General features: G+C 51.2%; 12 protein-coding genes. 2 read left to right on the forward strand and 10 right to left on the reverse strand.

The features are described from left to right. Nucleotides 1-26: 26 nt before the first annotated feature. The 6 genes from olsF to CWI70_RS07655 form a co-directional block, all read right to left on the reverse strand. Nucleotides 27-1,763, reverse strand: coding sequence for a bifunctional ornithine lipid synthase OlsF (gene olsF / locus CWI70_RS07630; RefSeq protein WP_126771973.1), 1,737 nt, complete (start codon nucleotides 1,761-1,763; stop codon nucleotides 27-29). A 99-nt stretch (nucleotides 1,764-1,862) separates the two neighbouring features. Beyond that, a complete protein-coding gene (locus tag CWI70_RS07635; RefSeq protein ID WP_198677668.1) occupies nucleotides 1,863-3,131 on the reverse strand; it encodes a type II toxin-antitoxin system HipA family toxin in 1,269 nt (422 codons plus the stop codon). Continuing rightward, a complete protein-coding gene (locus CWI70_RS07640; RefSeq protein WP_126771975.1) occupies nucleotides 3,118-3,462 on the reverse strand; it encodes a helix-turn-helix transcriptional regulator in 345 nt (114 codons plus the stop codon). Before CWI70_RS07640 ends, CWI70_RS07635 begins: the two co-directional genes overlap by 14 nt. Before the next feature lie 112 nt (nucleotides 3,463-3,574). After that, nucleotides 3,575-6,043, reverse strand: coding sequence for a penicillin binding protein PBP4B (pbp4b, locus tag CWI70_RS07645; protein WP_126771977.1), 2,469 nt, complete (start codon nucleotides 6,041-6,043; stop codon nucleotides 3,575-3,577). Next, nucleotides 6,040-7,548, reverse strand: a complete 1,509-nt coding sequence (locus CWI70_RS07650) for a tryptophan halogenase family protein (RefSeq protein WP_126771979.1) — start codon at nucleotides 7,546-7,548, stop codon at nucleotides 6,040-6,042. The genes pbp4b and CWI70_RS07650 overlap by 4 nt, the downstream gene beginning before the upstream one ends. A gap of 95 nt (nucleotides 7,549-7,643) precedes the next feature. Next, nucleotides 7,644-10,520 carry a TonB-dependent receptor domain-containing protein gene (locus CWI70_RS07655; protein WP_198677669.1) on the reverse strand — a complete coding sequence of 959 codons (2,877 nt, stop codon included), beginning with the start codon at nucleotides 10,518-10,520 and terminating at the stop codon, nucleotides 7,644-7,646. A gap of 455 nt (nucleotides 10,521-10,975) precedes the next feature. Here CWI70_RS07655 and CWI70_RS07660 point away from each other — a divergent pair, with 455 nt between their 5' ends. Continuing rightward, nucleotides 10,976-12,799 carry a glycoside hydrolase family 3 N-terminal domain-containing protein gene (locus CWI70_RS07660; RefSeq protein ID WP_126771981.1) on the forward strand — a complete coding sequence of 608 codons (1,824 nt, stop codon included), beginning with the start codon at nucleotides 10,976-10,978 and terminating at the stop codon, nucleotides 12,797-12,799. Here the strand turns inward: CWI70_RS07660 and CWI70_RS07665 are convergent. Beyond that, complete coding sequence (locus tag CWI70_RS07665) at nucleotides 12,786-13,943, reverse strand: M14 family zinc carboxypeptidase (protein ID WP_126771982.1); 1,158 nt, start codon at nucleotides 13,941-13,943, stop codon at nucleotides 12,786-12,788. The two genes, CWI70_RS07660 and CWI70_RS07665, sit on opposite strands and share 14 nt — an antisense overlap. Continuing rightward, nucleotides 13,940-16,678 (reverse strand): FAD-binding and (Fe-S)-binding domain-containing protein, encoded by a 2,739-nt coding sequence (locus tag CWI70_RS07670; protein WP_126771984.1) that lies wholly within the window; start codon nucleotides 16,676-16,678, stop codon nucleotides 13,940-13,942. Before CWI70_RS07670 ends, CWI70_RS07665 begins: the two co-directional genes overlap by 4 nt. Nucleotides 16,679-16,797: 119 nt before the next feature. Between CWI70_RS07670 and CWI70_RS07675 the strand changes: the two genes are divergently transcribed. Next, the gene (locus CWI70_RS07675; protein ID WP_126771986.1) at nucleotides 16,798-17,646 is read left to right on the forward strand and encodes a MurR/RpiR family transcriptional regulator; all 849 of its coding nucleotides are present in this window, start codon (nucleotides 16,798-16,800) and stop codon (nucleotides 17,644-17,646) included. On the opposite strand, the gene CWI70_RS07680 is transcribed toward CWI70_RS07675, so the two are convergent. Further along, nucleotides 17,643-18,836 carry an exo-beta-N-acetylmuramidase NamZ family protein gene (locus tag CWI70_RS07680; protein ID WP_126771988.1) on the reverse strand — a complete coding sequence of 398 codons (1,194 nt, stop codon included), beginning with the start codon at nucleotides 18,834-18,836 and terminating at the stop codon, nucleotides 17,643-17,645. The two genes, CWI70_RS07675 and CWI70_RS07680, sit on opposite strands and share 4 nt — an antisense overlap. Then, complete coding sequence (gene murQ, locus CWI70_RS07685; RefSeq protein ID WP_126771990.1) at nucleotides 18,833-19,765, reverse strand: N-acetylmuramic acid 6-phosphate etherase; 933 nt, start codon at nucleotides 19,763-19,765, stop codon at nucleotides 18,833-18,835. The genes CWI70_RS07680 and murQ overlap by 4 nt, the downstream gene beginning before the upstream one ends. Nucleotide 19,766 lies beyond the last annotated feature (1 nt).

The following is a 19,766-nucleotide window of genomic DNA, read 5'->3' on the forward strand; positions in this document are numbered from 1 at the left end:
AAGGTAAACAGGAACGCTTAGGATTGCTAGTGCTGCGACACCGCGTTTTGCAAGTAACGCTGCTTACGACGCGGTTTAAGTTGATGCAAGTCCACAATAAGTAATGCATCGATGCTGTTATTAAAGGCCGGATCGACGCTAAAGCAAGCAAACTGTACGCCGCCGGGTTCGCAAAGTTCACTGTACTGTTTAAACAGAGGCGGAAGCTTAACATCTAAATGCTGCAGCTCTGATTTCAGTGTTTGCAGATCTACCGCATAGTCACGGTGCTCGAAAAGCGCCGCGAGCCACTGCTCTTCTTCAGGTGTGTAGATAAACGGCTGGTTAGGCGTAGCCACCTCTTGTAAGGGCGGGAACCATTGTTGATAAAACCACACGATCATGGCTTGTGCTGCGCGCGGGAACTCACCTGATAAGCTCACAGGTCCAAACAAATAACGCACCCCGGGATGCTTTTGCACATAGGCACCAATGCCCTGCCACAAATAGTCCAAACTGTACCGATTGCGGTATTGCGGCTGAATAAAGCTGCGCCCCAATTCCATACCCTGTACGAGATAGCGTTCCATGGTCGGCTTAAACTGAAACAGACTCGCGGTGTACAAGCTCTCATAGCTTTGCTGAGTCGTCATGGGCGCCACTGGCGCCAAACGGTAGCTGCCAGCGATTTCCATCGCGTGGGCATCCCATAGCAATAAATGACTAAACTGTACATCGTAACGATCCAAATCGCGGCGCTGCCCCGTACCCTCACCGATGGCACGAAAGGTTAGCTCGCGTACGCGGCCGAGTTCGCGCATGAGTGGACAATCCGTCCGATAGTCAGTGAAGTACAGATCTTTGCCATCTGGTGTTGTTACCAAGTAGTCGCAGTCGTGCAAGGCATCACGCAACGCCAAACGTGGTTCAGCGAGCGCAATGCCTTGCTCGGTTGGGAACATGCCAGATTTACCGCTGCCGACTCGGTATAAATGTTTGCGCAGCATGTGGACGCGGTTTTTCAAGCTAAGATCGGTGCGGTGGTGATGGCGATACGCGATACAACGGCCAATACGAAAATGTAGCACGCCAGCGCGTTGCCGAAACATTTCTTCCACCAGTAACAACGTCGACAGTGGCTTGTACATCATCGACGAAGCGTAAAAGCTCCAAGAATTACGGCCATCGACATGGATCGGCAGAATAGGCGCTTGTGCTTTGTCAGCGATACGCAAAAAGCCGCTTTCCCAACGGGTATCACGTACCCCCTGCGGACGTAAGCGTGAAACTTCGCCAGCGGGGAACACGATCACCGCTTTGTCTTCGGCAAGGTGCTCATGTATTGCTTTAATTTGCTGCCGCCCCGCGCGCCCACCCATATTGGTAATAGGCAGTAGCATCGGGCCCAGTGGCTCAAGGCTCCACAACATGTCGTTAGCGATAACTTTCACATCAGGCCGCACTTCGGCCACCAATTTAAGCAGCGCTACACCATCAAGCGAGCCAATCGGATGGTTGGCGATGATGACTAATTTGCCTTGGCTGGGAATATGCTCGCGTTCACGATCGGCAACAGTGTAGCGAAACTCAAAGTAATCCAGTACCTGTTCAAGGAAGTCGCGGCCACGTAAGTGCCCATAGTCGGTGGTGAACTGACGCAAATCTTCAGCGTGTAAGAGACGTTTCAGGAGCTTACTGACGGGGCGCTTCAACCAAGGTGCAACCGCTGGGTGATGCAGCATCGGCGGCAGTTTTTGTTGGATCAGTTGCTCGACATTCAGCATGGCTACCTTGTTGCGCAGTGCGCTGTGAAAACAACGCTAGCTTGCCGAAGGTCGATGACAGTTCTGTGCCAGAGCAATGAATGTTTTATGACAAGCCGCTTACGGGACGTCAACGGAATAGGGATTGAGAAATTGCCGACGCCAAAGTAATTTTCGTTCCACTTGATTGAACTCTGCTTCGTCACAAATAGCGACCCACCGTTGTTCGATAGTGGCTATTTGCTGCTTCATGATAGCTTTCGCTTCGGCTTCAGTGAGCAAATAACTTGCAGCACTTTTTAAGCAGGTACTTAAAGAACTGCGATTATCACGGCCATGGATGAGCATGGCTTGACTCTGTTCATTGCCTGCACGGCCTTGAGGACAAATGTCATAAGCAGGTGTCAGGGTGAGGTCCTTGCCATCCCAAAATGCTGCATGATTGCGCGCATGATCATCGGTGTTGCCGACCAGAATATTAAATACCAAACGCTGGAAGAGCTCATGCAAGGTCGCCTTTGGCTCGATAAAACGATGACGAATGATTTCGGCAAGTGTTTCGTAGCTGGCGTAACGGGCCATCATGTCGTCAAGCTCAAGTAAAGTTAGCGCCGATACCATTATTTTGCGACGCCAACCGTCAGGGTGCTGTTGGCGATCAAAGCGCTCGATTAACAGTACATCTTTATTGGCTGCCTTAACCAGTTTAACCGGCGCAACATCAAGCCCGACTTCGTCAGCAAGCCGCATCGCAATGTACTCGGCTTTCACCACGCTATAGGTGTCCGTTGACGACGAAAACTTCGCGATATACTTGCATGTATTCGCTTCAATCAGCGCCTTCGGTCGAGCACCACCGATAGAACTGCCGTGAAACAGGGCTTGGTCAAGCTCTGGCGTTAAGGGTATCCCTTGCTCGACACGCTCTGCTGATTTGACGAGTTCCTCTAATGGGACATTCTTGGCTGAGCGCGGTACATATTCCGTCGGCGACAATTGGAAATCGAAGGCGCCTATTCGATCGGAACCCGACTCCAGTAAGTAAACCAGCTCGCCGAGTTCAGCAGTATCACTGCTCTGTGACCCCCTTCCCACCAACTTATTGAGGATCACTCTGCGCCCCCACGCGTCAGGCGCGGCATCGCGTAGGCAATTGGGCATGCTCAGTCCAGGCAAATTTTCTAATCGCCCTTTGCGTAACGGTAGCTCTGGTAAATAAAGTGGAATGGCGTATTGTTGCTCGGCACGGTCCAAATAACTTTGCCCGTAATTGAAGCGCAGTTGCTGTCCATACGCTTCCAGCTTGCCTGCAACAATAGGAGCCGCTGATTCTGGCAACCATACCCAAACGTAAGCTTCGCTGTAGTCTTTCAGGCTAGAAGTCATCATCGACCTCTCGTGCGGGCTGACGGACCCGCTCCGGCAACAGGGTCAGTTTTTCTTCTTGTAAGGTGCGATAACGCCGTAATTCACCTGAACTCGGCGACGCGTCGAACAAAGCAATTCCCAGCAAGCTCGCCAGTTCAAAAACTATGCCGATTTCACATTTAGGATCAGCTTTCTCAATGCGTTGTAAGGTGCTACGCGAAATGCCGGCGCGTTCGGCCAATTGCTGCGCACTAATACGTTGTTGCACACGCGCCGACCGAATCAGGCTCGCCAACACGGCCAGTGCATCCTCGGTATAACGTGAATAGGTTCGCGCGATAGATTTGGGCATGCTCTACTCGTAGGTTAGTTATTACTAACTTAAGCGTAGACCAGCTTTTGGTGACCGTCAATAATTTGACCGTTATATGAATCATAGATTAATTTATCGATTCATATGAGGGTCACTTTTGATCAATATTTAATACAGCCTCGTAAACACCGGTGATGACGCTACCGTAATTGCCGGTTTCGAACTGCTTGCCCAAAAATTCATAGCCGTCACCTTCTGCGACGATCGGCGAGTGGCGTGCATTGGTCAACAAAATGATGCCAAGATCGAGGGCTGGATCGATGACCGTGGCGGTGCCGGTCCAGCCGGTATGGCCGAACGCCTCATGACTTGCATAAGGGCCGAAGTGCCAACGGGTTTCGCCATCGGCAGCGCGGCGCCAGCCTAAGCCAAAGCTACGATCGCGGGCATGGGGAGCGGTGAAAATATCGAGGACACTTTCTTCAAACAAATGCACATTGCCGTAGCCACCACCGTTCAGCAGTGTTTGCACCAACACCGCAAGATCAGGTCCAGTGGAAAACAGACCCGCGTGCCCAGCAACACCTTCCATTGAATAAAAAGCCTTCTCGTCGTGCACTTCGCCTTGCAAGGTATAGGTGCGTATACCCGGGAATTCAACACGCCCGCCGCGGGTATTGCCGTTCAACTCAGTTGCGGCGAATTCACTTGGCATACGGCCCTTACGCAACGGTGTAAATAGACTGTTGTTTAGGCCAAGTGGCGCGTAAATGTTCTGTTCAACGTACTGATCCAAGGGCATGCCGGTAATGCGTTCAACGATAGTGCCTAACAGCTTGAAACCCGTATCGCTGTAGGTTGCCTGTACGCCATTACCTACTTTAAATGGCACTTTGGTAGTGATCAGACGTTGCGTTTTTTCTTTGTCGCGTGAGTAAAACAGTTTGCCGAGCTTATTCTCTGGGTCAAAGAAATGTACTTGCGGACCGTAACCCGACTGATGATTTAATAAATCACGGATGCGTCGTGCTTCACGCCCTTGTCCGCGGTATTCTGGCAAGTAGTGGTAAATCGGCGCATTCACATCCAACAGCCCGCGTTCAACCAAGTGCATCATCGCCATCGCGGTGGCAAAGGACTTAGTGTTCGATGCAACATCAAACCCCGTTGCCAGCGTCATCGGCGCCGGCGCAGCAAGCAGCTCACCGTTTTCGTCGTAACGTTTGGCATACCCATATGCGCTTTGCTTGATGATTTTGCCATCTTTAACAACCACCAACACCGCACCGGGAAAGCCATTGGCAATATCTTGCTCAATCAATGCGTCGACTTTTCGGAAGGCATTGCGGTATTCAGCGGTGGCGTCTATCAGCGTCGGATAAGGGATCTGCACCCGAACTTCCACGCCCTCGGGCTGCACGGATTTCACGAACAGCGTATTCAAGCCATTTATCGTGCGCCGCTTTAGCGAATAGTTATAAGTTTTGTCGCCTTGTAACGGCGTCGCTAAGTTTAAGGTTTCGCCATTAATTTGAATTTCGGCAGTCACGTCTTGCTCAGCCGACAAGGTAATTTCGCTACGTCCAGCGTAAGCTTTAAAACGCAATTTATCATTGACCCATTCGCGACTCGAACGTTGTGCTTCTGGCTCAGGGAAAACGGCATCGATTTGGCCCTGTTTAACCTTTTTAACGTTCGCGAGCTCCGCCGCATTCTCGGCTTGGTAGCGTTGCCACAAAGGCTCGAGTTGTTCAGGGAAGTAACGCTCAAGCAAAGCGAATACAGCGGCAGTGGTTTGGCTGTCGTTCTTGCCGTTCACACTCCACGGCAAAAAGTGCATCTGAAACGCTGACAAGGCGCTACGCGTTTGTTCATCAAACACACCGGTTTCAGTCACGCCATAACCGTAGGTTCTTAAGGCCGCCTGTAATAAGCCGATGCGCACGGGCTCTTGGTTAAACTGGCGCCAGTAGCGCGCTAAGGTGTCTTGCTCATACCAAGCGCCAACGCCCTGCTGGTAAAGCTGGTACCACGGAAAACGCGGGCCTGGGTCGTTTTTGCGCATAAACGCAATATCGGAATGCCCCACCACCGCCGTAGGATGAATATCGGGATGTCGCGCAAGAATTTCCTGCGACAATTCAACCACTGCTTCAATCTGTGCGGGATCATAGTCAGGGAACGTACACAAACGATTTTCGCCATGCTCGGCACGTGTTGCTTGCTGACTGGTGTCCCACTGACATTGCGGCACGTTGACAATCTCGATGCCAATCGACGTGTCATTGAGTTCCGTCCGGCCTTGCCAATACGAATCCCCTGCATGCCACGCTCGCTCGCGCTCATCAACCAACTGATAGACGTTGATCTCGTCTTCCGGATAGCTGGGATCACCGCGCTCAGGCACAAGGTAGTGCGAACTAAGCCCCTTCGGCTCAACCAAAGCCCGTACACTTTTTTCATAATCAATGGCCGTATAGTGCAGAACTAACGACTTCACCCGATGGCTTTGGTTCGCCGATGGCATTTGTTCATAGTCAGTGCTACTGCAACTATTAAGCGCAAGCGCTGATAAGGTGGCAATAAGGCCTAGTTTTACTGAGTTCGATAACAACTTCATGATGCTTGGCAATGTTTCCGAATAAAGTCTGCATGGCTCGGTAACTGCGCTACCGACTGTTTAAAAATACGCTGCACGGTTGCTAGATGCTGTTGCATCGTCTCAGCTGGCATTTGTTCGGCAATCGGATGAACTTGTGCAGGCGTTAAACCCTGTCCGTGGAACATCGAGAACCAGCTAATTTCATTAAAAAGTTCGTTGTTGCTGTTACGGAATATGCTCCCGTTTTCGTGGTATAGGTCCAACCGCTCTTGCAGTGAATCGGGTATTTCCATATCACGGCAGTAACGCCAAAATTCCGAATCATCGCGGTCCGTAAGTTTGTAGTGACACATGACGAAATCGCGAATATTGGTAATTTCTTCTGCGGTATAGCGATTAAACGCTTGCGCTCGCTCAGTCATAGAGCCTTTACCCGGCAACAAGCTAATCAAGCGCATAATGCCAGATTGTGTAAGCTGCAAGCCGGTGGATTCCAGCGGCTCAATAAAGCCCGCGGATAAACCAATGGCGCAGACATTATGCTTCCACGCTTCATCGCGACGGCCATTAATCCAACGCAAGTGATTCGCCGTGCTATCAAAATTACCAATGGTTTCGCGGAATTCGCGTTCCGCTTTATCGCTATCAGTAAAGCGGCTTGAATACACCCAGCCCTCACCGGTACGGTGTTGTAACGGTATTTTCCAACGCCAGCCCTCGTGATGGGCAATCGAGCGGGTATACGGCAAAATATCTGCTGCGTCGTGTTCGCCCGGCAATGCCACGGCACTGTCACAGGGCATCCACTTGCGCCAATCGTGGTAACTTACCCCAAGCGTTTCACTGATTAGGAGTGCTTTAAAGCCGCTGCAATCAATAAAAAAGTCGCCAGCAAGCTCGCCTTGTTTTTCTAACATCAACGAGGCAATGGCTCCGTTGGGATGCTGCTTGGCGGTCTGCATCCGATCTTCAAGGGCGACGACACCGCGTGCCGTCGCATACTTTTTCAAATAGCGCGCGTAAGCATGAGCATCGAAATGATAGGCATATTTGATGTGCCCTAGCGGGCTGCGTTTATCGGCAATCGGCCGCGTGAATTTATGGGCTAAAGCAGCGCTCCATTCAAGGTTCAGCTCATGCAATGGCATAGCATCGCCTGCCCCTACTTCACGTTCGTGGCGCAAATAGTAATGGTGAAATGGCACGCCGTTGAGTGTGATCCCATAGGGACCAAACGGGTGCATGTACTCATCACCAATATTCTGCCAATTCTCAAAGGCAATCCCTAACTTAAAGCTGCCTTGCGTCTCGCGTAAAAACTCATTCTCGTCGATTTGTAACAGTTGATTGAACTCGCGAATACCCGGAATCGTGGCTTCGCCCACCGAGACCGTACCTATGGCAGAAGACTCAACGAGAATGATTTTGTAATGCTGGCGGTCAAGAACTTTGGAAAGTGCTGCAGCGGTCATCCAACCGGCCGAACCGCCTCCAAGAATGACGATGTGATAAGGCTGTGTCATGGACGCATTCACCTAGCGACTGAAGGCCAAAATAGCTGCGGCCAGCCGAAGCTGACCGCAGTTCTTCTTTCCTACCACTTACGTTCTAAGTGTTCTTAGAAGTTGTAAGTCAATTGTAGGGTGTACGAACGACCGCGTGGGTCGGCTACACGAGGGTCGAACGCTGCGCCCGGCGAGTAGTCGTTCTGGTGCGCAGTGAACGGTGGATCGCGGTCAAACAGGTTCTTGATACCGAAGGTAACGTCCCAATCTTCCAGCGCCATGTAACGTACGCTGTAGTTGTAGATTAAGTAGCTACCCACTTCACCGTCATAGTACAACGGATCGGCTTCACCTGAACGTACACCTGGTGGTGTTTCGTCGTCATAGCTGTGACGATAAATTTGCGTCAAGCTGTGGCTCAGATCACCTTTCGTATAGTTAAAGGTTGCAGTGTGCTTCCAACGCAGTGGAATGTTACCACGCGAGTGTGTACCTACGAGGTTTTCACCCCAAGGCGCATTATCAAGTAGCTTTTTCTTATCTTCAATCAAGTAGCTACCGTTGAAGTTCACACTCCACAAGCCTTCGTTCATTTCACCGTTGGCCTGTAAGCCAACTTCAATACCGCTGGTCTGACGTTCACCGGCGTTAATGTAACGCGAGTCGATGGTAACCAAGTTACCTTCACTATCGCGGATGAAGTTACTTTCGAACAACTCGTAGTTTTCGAGCAAGTCACGGAAACCAGGGATCTGGATGGTGCCGTCAATGATGATTTCCCACCAATCGATGTTCATTGATAGGTTATCAGTTGGGGCATAGACGATACCGAAGCTTGACTGCTTCGACTCTTCAGGACCCAGATCTTCTTTACCACCAAACAAGCGCGTTGGCTGAATTGGCGTATCACAGTTTGGATCACTCTGGTCAACTTCACCGTTTGGACAGTCACGAGGATCTGCAAGGTCCTGACCGGTATACGGTTGCTCTGAAACACCGTTAAACAGCTGGTTAAACGATGGTGTACGGAAGCCGGTACTGTATGCACCACGAACCAATAGTGATTCGGTTGGCGTGTAGACAAAGCCAACTTTCGGGTTGGTTGTGCCACCAAAACCATCGTAGTGGTCATAACGAGCCGCTAAGTTAAGCTCAAAGTTTTGTACCACTGGAACCAATGCTTCGGCGTAAACGGCTTTAACGGTACGGTCAACGTCATCCAGTTCGTTGGCATTATCGAAAGGTGCACCATAGATATCAGGGCGATTTTCTGCCGCACGACGGTCACCGTTGAACTCATAACCTTCTTGGCGAATATCTACACCACCGGCAACATAGATATTGTCACCACCGAGACCTAGGTTGAAACCAGAGTCACCAGTAATTGATGCATCAAACTGCGTCAACGTGGTTTTACCACCGTAGAGCATAACCCCTTCAGCAGAAGCCGCTGCTAGTGCCGCCATACCTGCATCAGATTGCGACTGGCCAGGAAGAAGGAATGGGTTAATTGCACCGCTACCAATACCTTGCGCGAGCAACTCAGTGTAATGATAACCACCACCAAGTTGTGATTCAGATTCGTTGGTTGCGTGACCTAAGCCAACACGGTAGTCCCAAAAGCCAATTTGGCCTTCAACACCAAACTGAATCTTCATCGCTGTGGTTGTTGTTTCGATTTCACGCGGACCACAGTCCATACAACGCCAGCGATAAGCAATTGGTGCACCGATGTTTAACTGGTCAGCACCATAATAATCACTCAAAGCGTCTACGATATAATCGTAAGATTCACCGGTACTTGGATACCAACCTTCTGTGCCAATCGACCAAGGCGTAATTTGATTCGGCTCAAATACCTTTTGAGAAGTCACTTCAGAGCCCATGAACTCCACAAAACCTTCAGCGCTGTCGCCCAAGGTCATTGTGCCGCGACTCACGAAATCAATGCTATCAATTGGTTGCTGTAATGCTGACGCACGCGGATAATCCCATGCACAACTCACACCTTCATTGCGCGCGCGGTTCCATAATGCTGCGCCGTCGTCATCCATATTTGGATAAACATCACAACCTGGCATGCCTGGTAATGCTAAAACGTTTAAGACGTCATTTTCCAAACCCGTTTCCGGATTAGTTAATCCTTCACCTATGAGGTTGTAATTTGGGTGTGTTGGATCGTTCCCGCTCCAACGGTCGTTAAGAGACGCAAATGGCGTACCACGAGTATCCGGAGACAAGCCGCTCTCAGGTTGGAACGTACTGGTGAAGTCGCGATCAACACCGCGCAGAAGTTCTGCTGTACGGTACGACAAAGACGCCATAACGTTGTAACCGTCTGAATAGAGGTCACCCGTACCAGCTAACACGTTGAAGCGATAGATATTACCGCCGCCTGCTTCAGTGTGATCAGCAAAAGCGCCGATTTGCGCGCCTTGGAAATCTTTCTTCAAAATGAAGTTGATAACACCACCGATGGCATCAGTACCGTAAACCGCTGACGCGCCGTCACGTAAAATTTCTACGCGCTCGATGGCTGAAAATGGAATTGAGTTCAAGTCAACTGAACGGCCTTTCAAACCGTGCGTAGCTGTACGGCGACCATTCAATAGAACCAAGGTAGAACCAGCACCTTGTTGACGTAAGTTTGCGCTTGAAGCACCGTTGTTACCACGTTCTTCACCACTTACGATACCGGTGTTACTGGCCAAGTTATCGTTAGAGTTTGAAGCCACGTTCAACTGCAACATAAGTTGTTCAGCTGTGGTAATACCCTGGGCATCGATGTCTTCACGCGAAATAATGGTTAGCGGTAGATCGCCTTCCATTGCTGTACGTTTGATGCTCGAACCAGTCACCTGGATTCGTTCGACTTTTTCTGCTTCTTCGTTTTGCTGTGTGTTCTCTTCTTGATCGACATCTTGAGCATAAGCGAGGCCGCTCATACTTGTCGTCAACCCCAGCACGAGTGCTATTTTATTGAGTTTCACTTTGCAATCTCCGCTCGTTGTAAGAATCTGGTACGTATCGTCAGTACGTCTTCTTGTTATACCCTTTGCCGTCATCGACAAAGAATTACTACAACAGATGGTAGAACCATCAATATATTGAAAGTATCACATATTCTTATAATGTAAATAATAAATTATTCCAAGCAATTTGCTGTGCATTTTTTAGTCGTAGCGTTCAAACGACTTATTCATGCGCCAAAATTCCTCTTTAATTACCTAAACTTAATCACTTAAGGCGAATTTGTTGCGGAATGTGACAATCCTTAAAATTTGAGTTCGTAAAGAATTTATACCGAGAAAATCTAACAACGCTTCTCTTTATTACTCCTGAAAGAATAAGCCATGAAGTTTTTCATGGAATAATTTATTTTTTGACCGAGCTCACGTAGGATACCTTCATCTTTTCCGTGCAACTTTATGCAAAGAGTATAGCCATGATTCGCAATTTTGCCCTGCTGTTAAGCCTGATTTTCCTAGCGGCCTGCACCCCTCAAGAACCTAACACCGCTGAGCAGGTAAGGCTCCAGCTTGGCCAGAAGCTTATGCTCGACTTCCGTTACTTCTGTAACGACGGTACCGCCAGCGAAGAATGCAAAGCCGCAGTCACGGAGTTACCGGACGCTTTAGCCAACGTACTGCGCGAAGGCCACATTGGCGGCGTTATTCTGTTTGCCGACAACTTAGTGGAAGGTCAGCAGATTACGACGCTTATTGCACAAATGCAGAAAGTTGTGCGGGATGCGGGGTTGCCACCTTTGTTTATTGCCGTGGATCAGGAAGGTGGGCGTGTTGCACGACTACCTCCCGCCATTTCAACGCGCTTCGGCGGCAACATGGCGCTTGGCGCAACCTACGCCGCACAAGGTACAGGTTATGCTGAACAGGTTGCTGCAGGCATTGCGAAAGAGCTCAGCTTGCTCGGTTTTAATCTCAATTTTGCGCCAACAGTTGATGTCAACGTTAACCCCGCTAATCCGGTGATCAATGTTCGCAGTTACGGCGAAGATCCAGATCAGGTAGCAGCACTCGGTCAGGCGACCGTTGCGACCTTGCAAAGCCACGGCATCATGAGTGCCCTCAAGCACTTTCCTGGCCACGGTGATACGCACGTTGACAGCCACACTGGCTTACCGCGCGTTGAACATGAGCGCGCCACCATCGACGCAGTTGACTTGCTGCCGTTTAAGCACATCATCAGTAGCGACACACCACCAGCAATGGTGATGACGGCGCATATTCAATATCCTGCACTGGACGACACCAAGTTCACAGCGACCAACGGCGAAGCGACCATTGTTCCCGCCACCATGTCACATAAGATTCTGACCGGTGTGCTACGTGAAGAATTGGGCTTTAACGGCGTAATTGTGACCGACGCGTTAGATATGGCAGGTATTGCGCATTATTACGCGCCGCTTGAAGCCACCATTGCGACGTTTAAGGCCGGTGCGGATATTGCGTTAATGCCTTACACCATTCGCACACCTGACGACATTGACGGGTTTTGGCAGTATTTTGCTGGGTTAGAACAAGCCGTGGCCGCAGGTGAGATTGACACTAAGGCGCTTGCCAACTCAGCGCAGCGCATTGCCCAGTTAAAAACAGATTACGGCTTAACAAAGCAAGCCTCTCAGACGTTAGAAGATCGCTTGGAAAGCCTTAAGCAGTTGCCTTTGGCGCAAAACGTACAAGTTGAGCAGGCGCTTGCGTACGACGCGACAACTGAAATTTATGACAACGGCATTTTGCCTCTCACGGCCGAGCACTGGTATGCAGTCATGCCTGATACCTTACGTTGCCAAGCGTTCACCTCTGCTCTTGCCGAGCAACGCCCGACAATCAGTAGTGACTGCTTAAGTTTAGCGGAGCTACCCGCCGGACAACCTTGGTTCGAGTGGCGGGCTGATGCTGCGGTCATCGTCGGTGATATTACGCCCCACCACAGCTTAGCCGAAATGGGTGGAATGGATGATTTAGCAAGTTGGCGCGAACGTCCGAGTAAAGCCGAGCAGCATGCCTGGTTGCAGGAGCTAATGGCGTTCACCCATGCGCGCCAACAACCGACTGTTTTTGTGGCTTTACGCACGCCGTATGTTGCCAGTGACTTCCGTGCAGTCGCCGACGCCGCATTGGCGACGTACGACTATAGCGCGGCGATGAACAGCGCCGGTAACGTGCGCAGCGCGAGTTTTACCGCATTGGTAGAAGTATTACTCGGGCGTCAGGCGCGCGGAAACTTACCGGTCACCGTGGAGTAACCTGCTGCCGAACAAAAGCGAGTAACGTATCGGCAACAGCGCCCAACTGGGGCAGCTGTTGCCACTTCACACCGCTGCCATCGATTTCTTCCAAGCCCTGCTGACCGCGGCTATCACCAACAAACTCAATGACATAACTTGGTGAAGCGTTACAGCGATTCAGACAGACATCCACCTGATAGCTTGGGTGCTCGCCATCATCAATCGTCAGGTTGGTCATTTTCACGTCAACAAAGCCGTCACTCACGTTGTCCGGAATGGCGTAGTAATCTGCTAAGCCATAGTCTTGATAAACACCACTCAGGAGCGCCGACAGCCCCGCTTGCAGCGCCATGACATTAAGTTTACGCGCCACTTGCCGATTCGGGTCGTGACGATGTTCACCACTTTCAATCAAGATCGTACTCGCACCCGTACCAGCGATGGCATCACCAAATGAACGTTGCGAGTAGGTATCGTCATAGCGACCAATTCCCTGCGGCAGCCAGTGCGACAATATTTGTCGCATGTGAGCAATCAGCTGTTTGGCTCTGAGGCGCGGACCATCCACATGCTTATCCGGATGGTAAGCAGGCGCTAAAAACGCAATTGTCGCTGGGTCTCCACCTTCACCTGCTGCGTAATACGGATTTTGATCGTGTAAATTGAAGGCCACCGTGGGCTTAAGCTGCTGTACTTGCTGCCAGAGCAGTCGACCTTCAGGCGTTTGTTGCGCCAGTGCATCACGATTCATGTCGATGCCCTGCGCTGTTTCACGGGTACCTGCAGCCGCACCATCAGGATTCAGCATAGGGATAACGTGCAAGGTCATAAGATCTTGCCAGTCATCGGGAAGATCCGCTGGGCAATGCTGTGAAAGAAGCTTTAGCCAATCGAGCACGGCCGCGGTTGCGGTTGATTCGTTACCATGCATTTGCGTCCACGCCAGTACCACCAGCGGCCCTTGGCCAAGCGTAAAGCGCCGTATGGGAGTACCTAAATACGACGTCCCGATCACCTTATGTGCGAGCGCTGTGGTGGCGGCAAGCTCATCGAGCACTGGCCTAATATCAGCATAAACCAACTGACGTTTATTCAAGTTCGGCCAATGGGTCGTCTGCCAGCGTTGTTCGAGCTCGGCAAAAGTTTGATTCGGGTGGTTCATACAAGATCCTTGGTCTGCTCGTTGGCACTACTGAGCTCATCGAGAAGGTAAGCAATGTGACGGTAGGACAGCTCAGCTGGTCCAGCATGGTGACTCAAGCCAATTTCGCACGTACGACTGTTACTCACCGCATGTTTACAGTGCGCTGGGACTTGTTCAGCTAATGGCGCCAGCGCGCTTGCGTTCAGCTCCGGTTGGCTAAAGCCTTTATCGCCAGCGAAGCCGCAGCATTGAATCTGTTCGGGTTCAATGACTTGCGTACTGCATTGTGCCGCCAACACGCGTAACGATTGTCCTTGATCGAGATGACGGCTACTGCAAGTGACATGCAGCATTAGAGGCTCTGCCAATGGTGTCATATGCAACTTACTGGCAACGCATTGCTGTAAAAACGCCGCCAGTTCGTAGCATTGAATGCCCTCGAGATCGTGCACCTGCAAAGCACAGGGACTGGCGTCAAAAACAACTGGATAACGCCCCTGCTCGGTCAGTTGCCACAGATAATCACGTAACGCCTGCTGCTTGTCTTCCGCTTGGTTTGGGTAGCCTTTACTCAGGTAGGGTTGCCCGCAACAATGACCTTTGGGCTCGACGACTTGCAAATGAATCCCCGCCTTGGCACATAAACGCTCGACAACTTGCGCCAAGGGCTCCTGTCCGGCGGTCGCAAATACGCGATTTGGACAGGTGGTGAAGTAAATGACCTTGTCTGTGCGCGCAGCGGTCGCCGGTGTGGCCTTTTGCTGTTGCGCCGCGGGCGGTAACGCAGGACGTTTTTGTTGTAACTTACTCAATGGCCTAGCTGCGGTTAAAGCAAAGCGTGCAATGCTCTCGAGGCCTTGCTGATGATCCGCAATCCAATTCGCTGTTCGCTGGTGTTGCGCCTGTTCAGCCCGGAGTTCTTGCACCCAAGCGCCAGTATTTATGCCCACCGGACACGCCGTCGCACAGAGTCCAGTTGCCGCACAAGAGTCGATACCCAAATGCTGAAAATCGTTGTTGATCGCATGCTGCTCGGCTGCAGAGCGATTGGCGTTACGTCGCATCAACGCAATCCGCTGCCGCGGGCTTAGCGTGTAGTGCAACGACGGACACTGCGGTTCACAAAAGCCACATTCAATACAAGCGTCCACGGTGGCATTCACCGGCGGCATTAATTTCAGATCCTGTAGATGTGCTTGTGGGTCGTCATTAAGAATCACCCCAGGGTTTAGAATACCTTGCGGATCGACTAAGGCTTTAATACGTTGCATCACGGCTAAACCATCACCGCCCCACTGAGCATAAAGGTAGGGTGCCATATTACGGCCCGTACCATGTTCCGCTTTTAGCGTACCAGCAAAGCGCTCGGTAATAAGTTTTGCGACAGCGTCCATAAAGGCCGCATACTGCGCTTTTTCTTGCTGCGTTTCAAAACCTTGCGTGAAGACAAAATGCACATTGCCATCCAATGCGTGACCAAAAATAATGGCCTCGTGATAACCATGTTGGTCAAACAGATCTTGCAAAGCGATCACCGCATCTGGCAAAGCCTCTAAGGGTACCGCCACGTCTTCGATAATCACTGTCGTGCCACGCTCACGAACAGCGCCCACCGCAGGGAATAGTCCTTTTCGGATCTGCCATAGCGCTTGCCCCGTGGTTACATCAGTGCTCATTGGACACAAGGCTTGGAAGCCCTCTAGACGCTGCTCAAGCTGTTGAAGCGCTTGCTGCAACGTCTGGTGGTCATCGCGCCCGAGTTCGATCAACAGCGCTACCGCACCCTGCGGCGGTGTCACTGGCGTCAATTTAGCCAGCAGTGGTTGCACCGATTGCAGCGAACGATCGTCCATGAGTTCAACTGCTTCAACGCCGATCGCCTTGAGCGCCGGGATGACCGCACAGGCGGCATGACTGTCGGGGAATAAATACAGTCCGGTAGCACTCGCTTGCGGTACCGCCACGGTGCGGTAGGTGATATCAGCAATAAAACCTAAAGTACCTTCGGAGCCAATCAGCAAATGGGCCAAAATGTCGAGCCCATCATGGTAGTCGAGCAGCGCATTGAGACCATATCCCATCGTATTCTTTAACCGAAACTGGGTGGCGATAGTGTCACTTAACTGAGGGTTCGCCCGCACCTGTTCGGCAAGCTCTTCCAAATTTTGCAAAAGCGTTTTATGACTTGTGCGGAAAGCCGCCACGGACTCCGCATTCCCCGTGTCCACGTGGGTGCCATCGGCCAGCACAAAGCTAATGCTATCGAGAGTATGGTAGCTGTTGTGTTTGACGCCACAGCACATGCCCGAAGCATTGTTTGCCGCGATGCCACCAATCTGGCACGTATTAATGGACGCCGGATCGGGACCAATCTTACGGCCGTAGGCCGCAAGTTTATGGTTGGCATGAGCACCAATCACGCCGGGCTGCAGTTTTATCTTCGCCCCTTGCTCGAGCACTTCACTGTGCTGCCAATCACGGGTCAACAGCACCAACACTGAGTCACTGATGGCCTGCCCGGACAAGCTGGTACCTGCCGCACGAAACGTCACTGCGACCTCATACTGCTGCGCCGAACGTAGTAACACCTGCATCTCTTCGCGTGTAGCAATCTGCACGACCAACTTCGGTACTTTATGGTAAAAGCTCGCATCGGTGCTGAAGGCGATACGTTGGCTCAGCTTGGTAAGCAAACGTGGTGCTGGAATCACCTTGCTGAGTTGACGTTGAAAGTTATCGAGTGCTGCGGTCACGGGCGCTCCTGCATGAGTTTCACGGTGCGTTTTGATATTCAGTGTAACTAGTTTATATTTGAATAAAAAATTCCGTTAGCTTTTCGTCGCTAACGCTCGAAACCTAAAGGTGGGACACGATGTCCGCATTTGCAAAGATTAAAGCTGTACAAAGTTCACTGTCTGCCAGTGAATCGAAACTTGCTGCGTTTACCCTCGAATCGCCCAGTGCGTTACGCGATCTGTCGTCGCAACAATTGGCCAGCACCGTTGGCGTTAGCCAATCCAGTGTGGTGAAATTCGCGCAAAAGCTTGGCTATCGTGGTTACCCAGCGTTTAAATTGTCAGTTATTGACGCGCTGAACAAAAAAGCCCATCAAAGTGCGCGATTACACGGTGAAATTACCCTCGAAGACGATTTTAACGACATGGCCGACAAGCTCTTGGCCGGCAAAATCAACGTCTTGAGTGAAACCCGTAATCTCAATGAAAAAGCAGCTTTTGCCCAAGCGGTGCGCAAATTACTCGATGCCCAGCGCATTCTCATTGCCGGTATTGGCGGCTCTGCGTTAGTAGCTAAGGACTTGTCGTACAAATTACAGAAGCTTGGCCTGCATGCGATTGCTGATTCCGACAGCCATATTCAGTTGGCCAATGCGGCGACCTTTAATGTTGGTGACGTTGTGGTAGCCATCAGTGAATCTGGCAGCACTCACGAAGTCACCCGTGTGGTTAAAGAAGCGCGACGGCACGGTAGTAGCGTCATCAGCATTACGCGCTACGGTAAAACGCCGATCACCCAACTCGCCGACGTCAATTTGTATTCCGTGGCGGAAAGCGAACCCACGCGCTTATCTTCCATTCATGCCCGCACTGCGCAGAACTTGGTCATCGACCTGCTGTTCATCGCCTTGATTCAAGCTTCTGAGTTAGGGCGCGACACCTTGTCACGCACCAATCAGGCCTTTCAGCGCCTGCGCAAAAGCTAGTTGTTGCTATCTGGGTACAACAAATACGGCTGACGTTGCTGCTTAAAACGCATAAGGTCAGCCTGCCAGCTCGCTCTAATCTCTGCTTGGCTTTGTCCAGCGACAATGGCTTTACGTAATTCGTCAGTGCCACTAAGTTTGTCGAAGAAATCGGCTGAGGTGAAGAACTCATCCGCCTTTCCTGCTGTTTTGAAAGCAGCATAAGCATCCAGCAATGGCGCCAAGTCAAAACCTTTGATCGCGCTCGTTCTTAAATCTTGCCCCCGCAGCTGTTGTCCTTCGAGCTTAGGCTGCGGCGCACTTTTCGGCATACTGCGCGGGCTAAACTGGAACTCGCCCAAGGCAATTTCGTTATGCCCCAGCACCTGAAACGGAAAGTCGGTACCACGACCAATGCTCACCGCAGTAGGCTCAAATAGGCACAACGATGGGTAAAGCTGAATGGCCTGGGCGCTCGGCAAGTTTGGGCTTGGGGCGATAGGCAAGTCATAGGTCATATCACGCGCATAATTTGCCACCGGAACCACTGTGAGCTTTAACTGATCGGCGTTATTGATCCAGCCTTCACCCTTAATCATCTGTGCTAATTCCGCCACCGTCATACCGTGCAGCAACGGAATTTCGTGCATACCGACGAACGATTGAAACTCTTTTTCGAGCACCGGTCCGTCAACAAATGCGCCGTTGGGATTCGGGCGGTCGAGCACGAGCATCTCGATGCCTTGCTCTGCGGCCGCTTCCATCACGTAATGCATGGTGCTGATGTAGGTATAGAAACGCGCCCCAACGTCTTGGATATCAAAGATAATGGTATCCACGCCGGCGAGCATTTCGGCACTAGGTTTTTTGGTTTTGCCGTAGATCGACAAAATCGGTAATCCAGTGCTTGGATCAACCGCATCGTTAATCGTTTCACCGGCTCCCGCATCACCACGGAACCCATGTTCCGGCGCGAGCACTTTCGTCACGTCGATGCCTTGCGCGAGCAGGTAGTCGACCAAGTGTTGGTCGTGAGCTCGTGAGGTTTGATTCACCACCAAAGCAACTTTCTTACCGTCAAGTTGCGGCACATAGCGTTCCGCTTGTTCCGCGCCGACGGTAATAGCAATTGACGTTTGGGGTGTCGTCGCGTCGCTACAGGCATTTAAAAAAAGTGCAGTTGCGGCAAAGAGGCTTAGCCATGCTTTCATTGTTTCGACTCCACGGCCCGACGTAAGAACCCGTGCTGTTCGGCAAGTAGGCTTTCGGCACGGTCCGCCGACAACCCAGTAAGAATCATTAAAATTGCTAATTTTGCCCGATTATCGGCATCTTTTAGTGCTTTTTCGGCGATGTTTCGTTCACAACTTGTGGCCTGCATGACGATTCGGATGGCGCGAGCGCGGAGCTTTTCGTTACTCGCGTTAACGTCCACCATCAGGTTTTCATACGTCTTGCCAAGTCGGATCATGCTCGCCGTGCTGAGCATATTGAGCACCAGTTTTTGTGCTGTTCCCGACTTCATTCGCGTCGAGCCCGTCAGGGCTTCAGGGCCAACCACTGGACAGATGCCGATTTTCGCAGTGGTCATCAATGGCGAATTTGGATTACAGGTCACCGAAGCCGTTACACAGCCAATGCTATTGGCGTATTCAAGCGCAGCAACCACATAAGGCGTACGGCCACTGGCCGAAAGTCCAACCAATACATCGTTAGCCGTTAAATTCACAGCTTTCACATCATTGACGCCCGCTGCGCGGTCGTCTTCTGCACCCTCTACAGCAAATTGAATCGCATGTTCACCGCCAGCAATAAGCCCTTGTACCAAGTCATCCGGTACGCTGAAGGTTGGCCGACACTCCACCGCATCGAGGATCCCGAGGCGGCCGCTGGTGCCCGCGCCTATGTAAAATAACCTGCCACCGCTTTGCAGCTTGTCGACGATGGCATCAACCGCTTGCGCAATCTGCGGAATTTGCGTGGCCACTGCAGGCGCAACCTGCGCATCTTCATGGTTAATTTTGCGAAGTATTGCCTCACTTGAAAGTAGGTCAATATCTAACGTGTCCGGGTTTCGTCCCTCGGAAACGATACCGTTTAATTGTGCCAGTAAATCTTCAGTTTTGTTTACGTCTTCCATG

The sequence above is a fragment of the Pseudidiomarina homiensis genome, from assembly GCF_003987225.1.
Lineage (GTDB): Bacteria > Pseudomonadota > Gammaproteobacteria > Enterobacterales > Alteromonadaceae > Pseudidiomarina > Pseudidiomarina homiensis.

Bases quoted from the DNA above. Each gene is read 5' to 3' on its own strand.
- olsF (WP_126771973.1), bottom strand. From the start codon at position 1,763: ATGCTGAATGTCGAGCAACTGATCCAACAAAAACTGCCGCCGATGCTG.
- CWI70_RS07635 (WP_198677668.1), bottom strand. From the start codon at position 3,131: ATGATGACTTCTAGCCTGAAAGACTACAGCGAAGCTTACGTTTGGGTA.
- CWI70_RS07640 (WP_126771975.1), bottom strand. From the start codon at position 3,462: ATGCCCAAATCTATCGCGCGAACCTATTCACGTTATACCGAGGATGCA.
- pbp4b (WP_126771977.1), bottom strand. From the start codon at position 6,043: ATGAAGTTGTTATCGAACTCAGTAAAACTAGGCCTTATTGCCACCTTA.
- CWI70_RS07650 (WP_126771979.1), bottom strand. From the start codon at position 7,548: ATGACACAGCCTTATCACATCGTCATTCTTGGAGGCGGTTCGGCCGGT.
- CWI70_RS07660 (WP_126771981.1), top strand. From the start codon at position 10,976: ATGATTCGCAATTTTGCCCTGCTGTTAAGCCTGATTTTCCTAGCGGCC.
- CWI70_RS07665 (WP_126771982.1), bottom strand. From the start codon at position 13,943: ATGAACCACCCGAATCAAACTTTTGCCGAGCTCGAACAACGCTGGCAG.
- CWI70_RS07675 (WP_126771986.1), top strand. From the start codon at position 16,798: ATGTCCGCATTTGCAAAGATTAAAGCTGTACAAAGTTCACTGTCTGCC.
- CWI70_RS07680 (WP_126771988.1), bottom strand. From the start codon at position 18,836: ATGAAAGCATGGCTAAGCCTCTTTGCCGCAACTGCACTTTTTTTAAAT.
- murQ (WP_126771990.1), bottom strand. From the start codon at position 19,765: ATGGAAGACGTAAACAAAACTGAAGATTTACTGGCACAATTAAACGGT.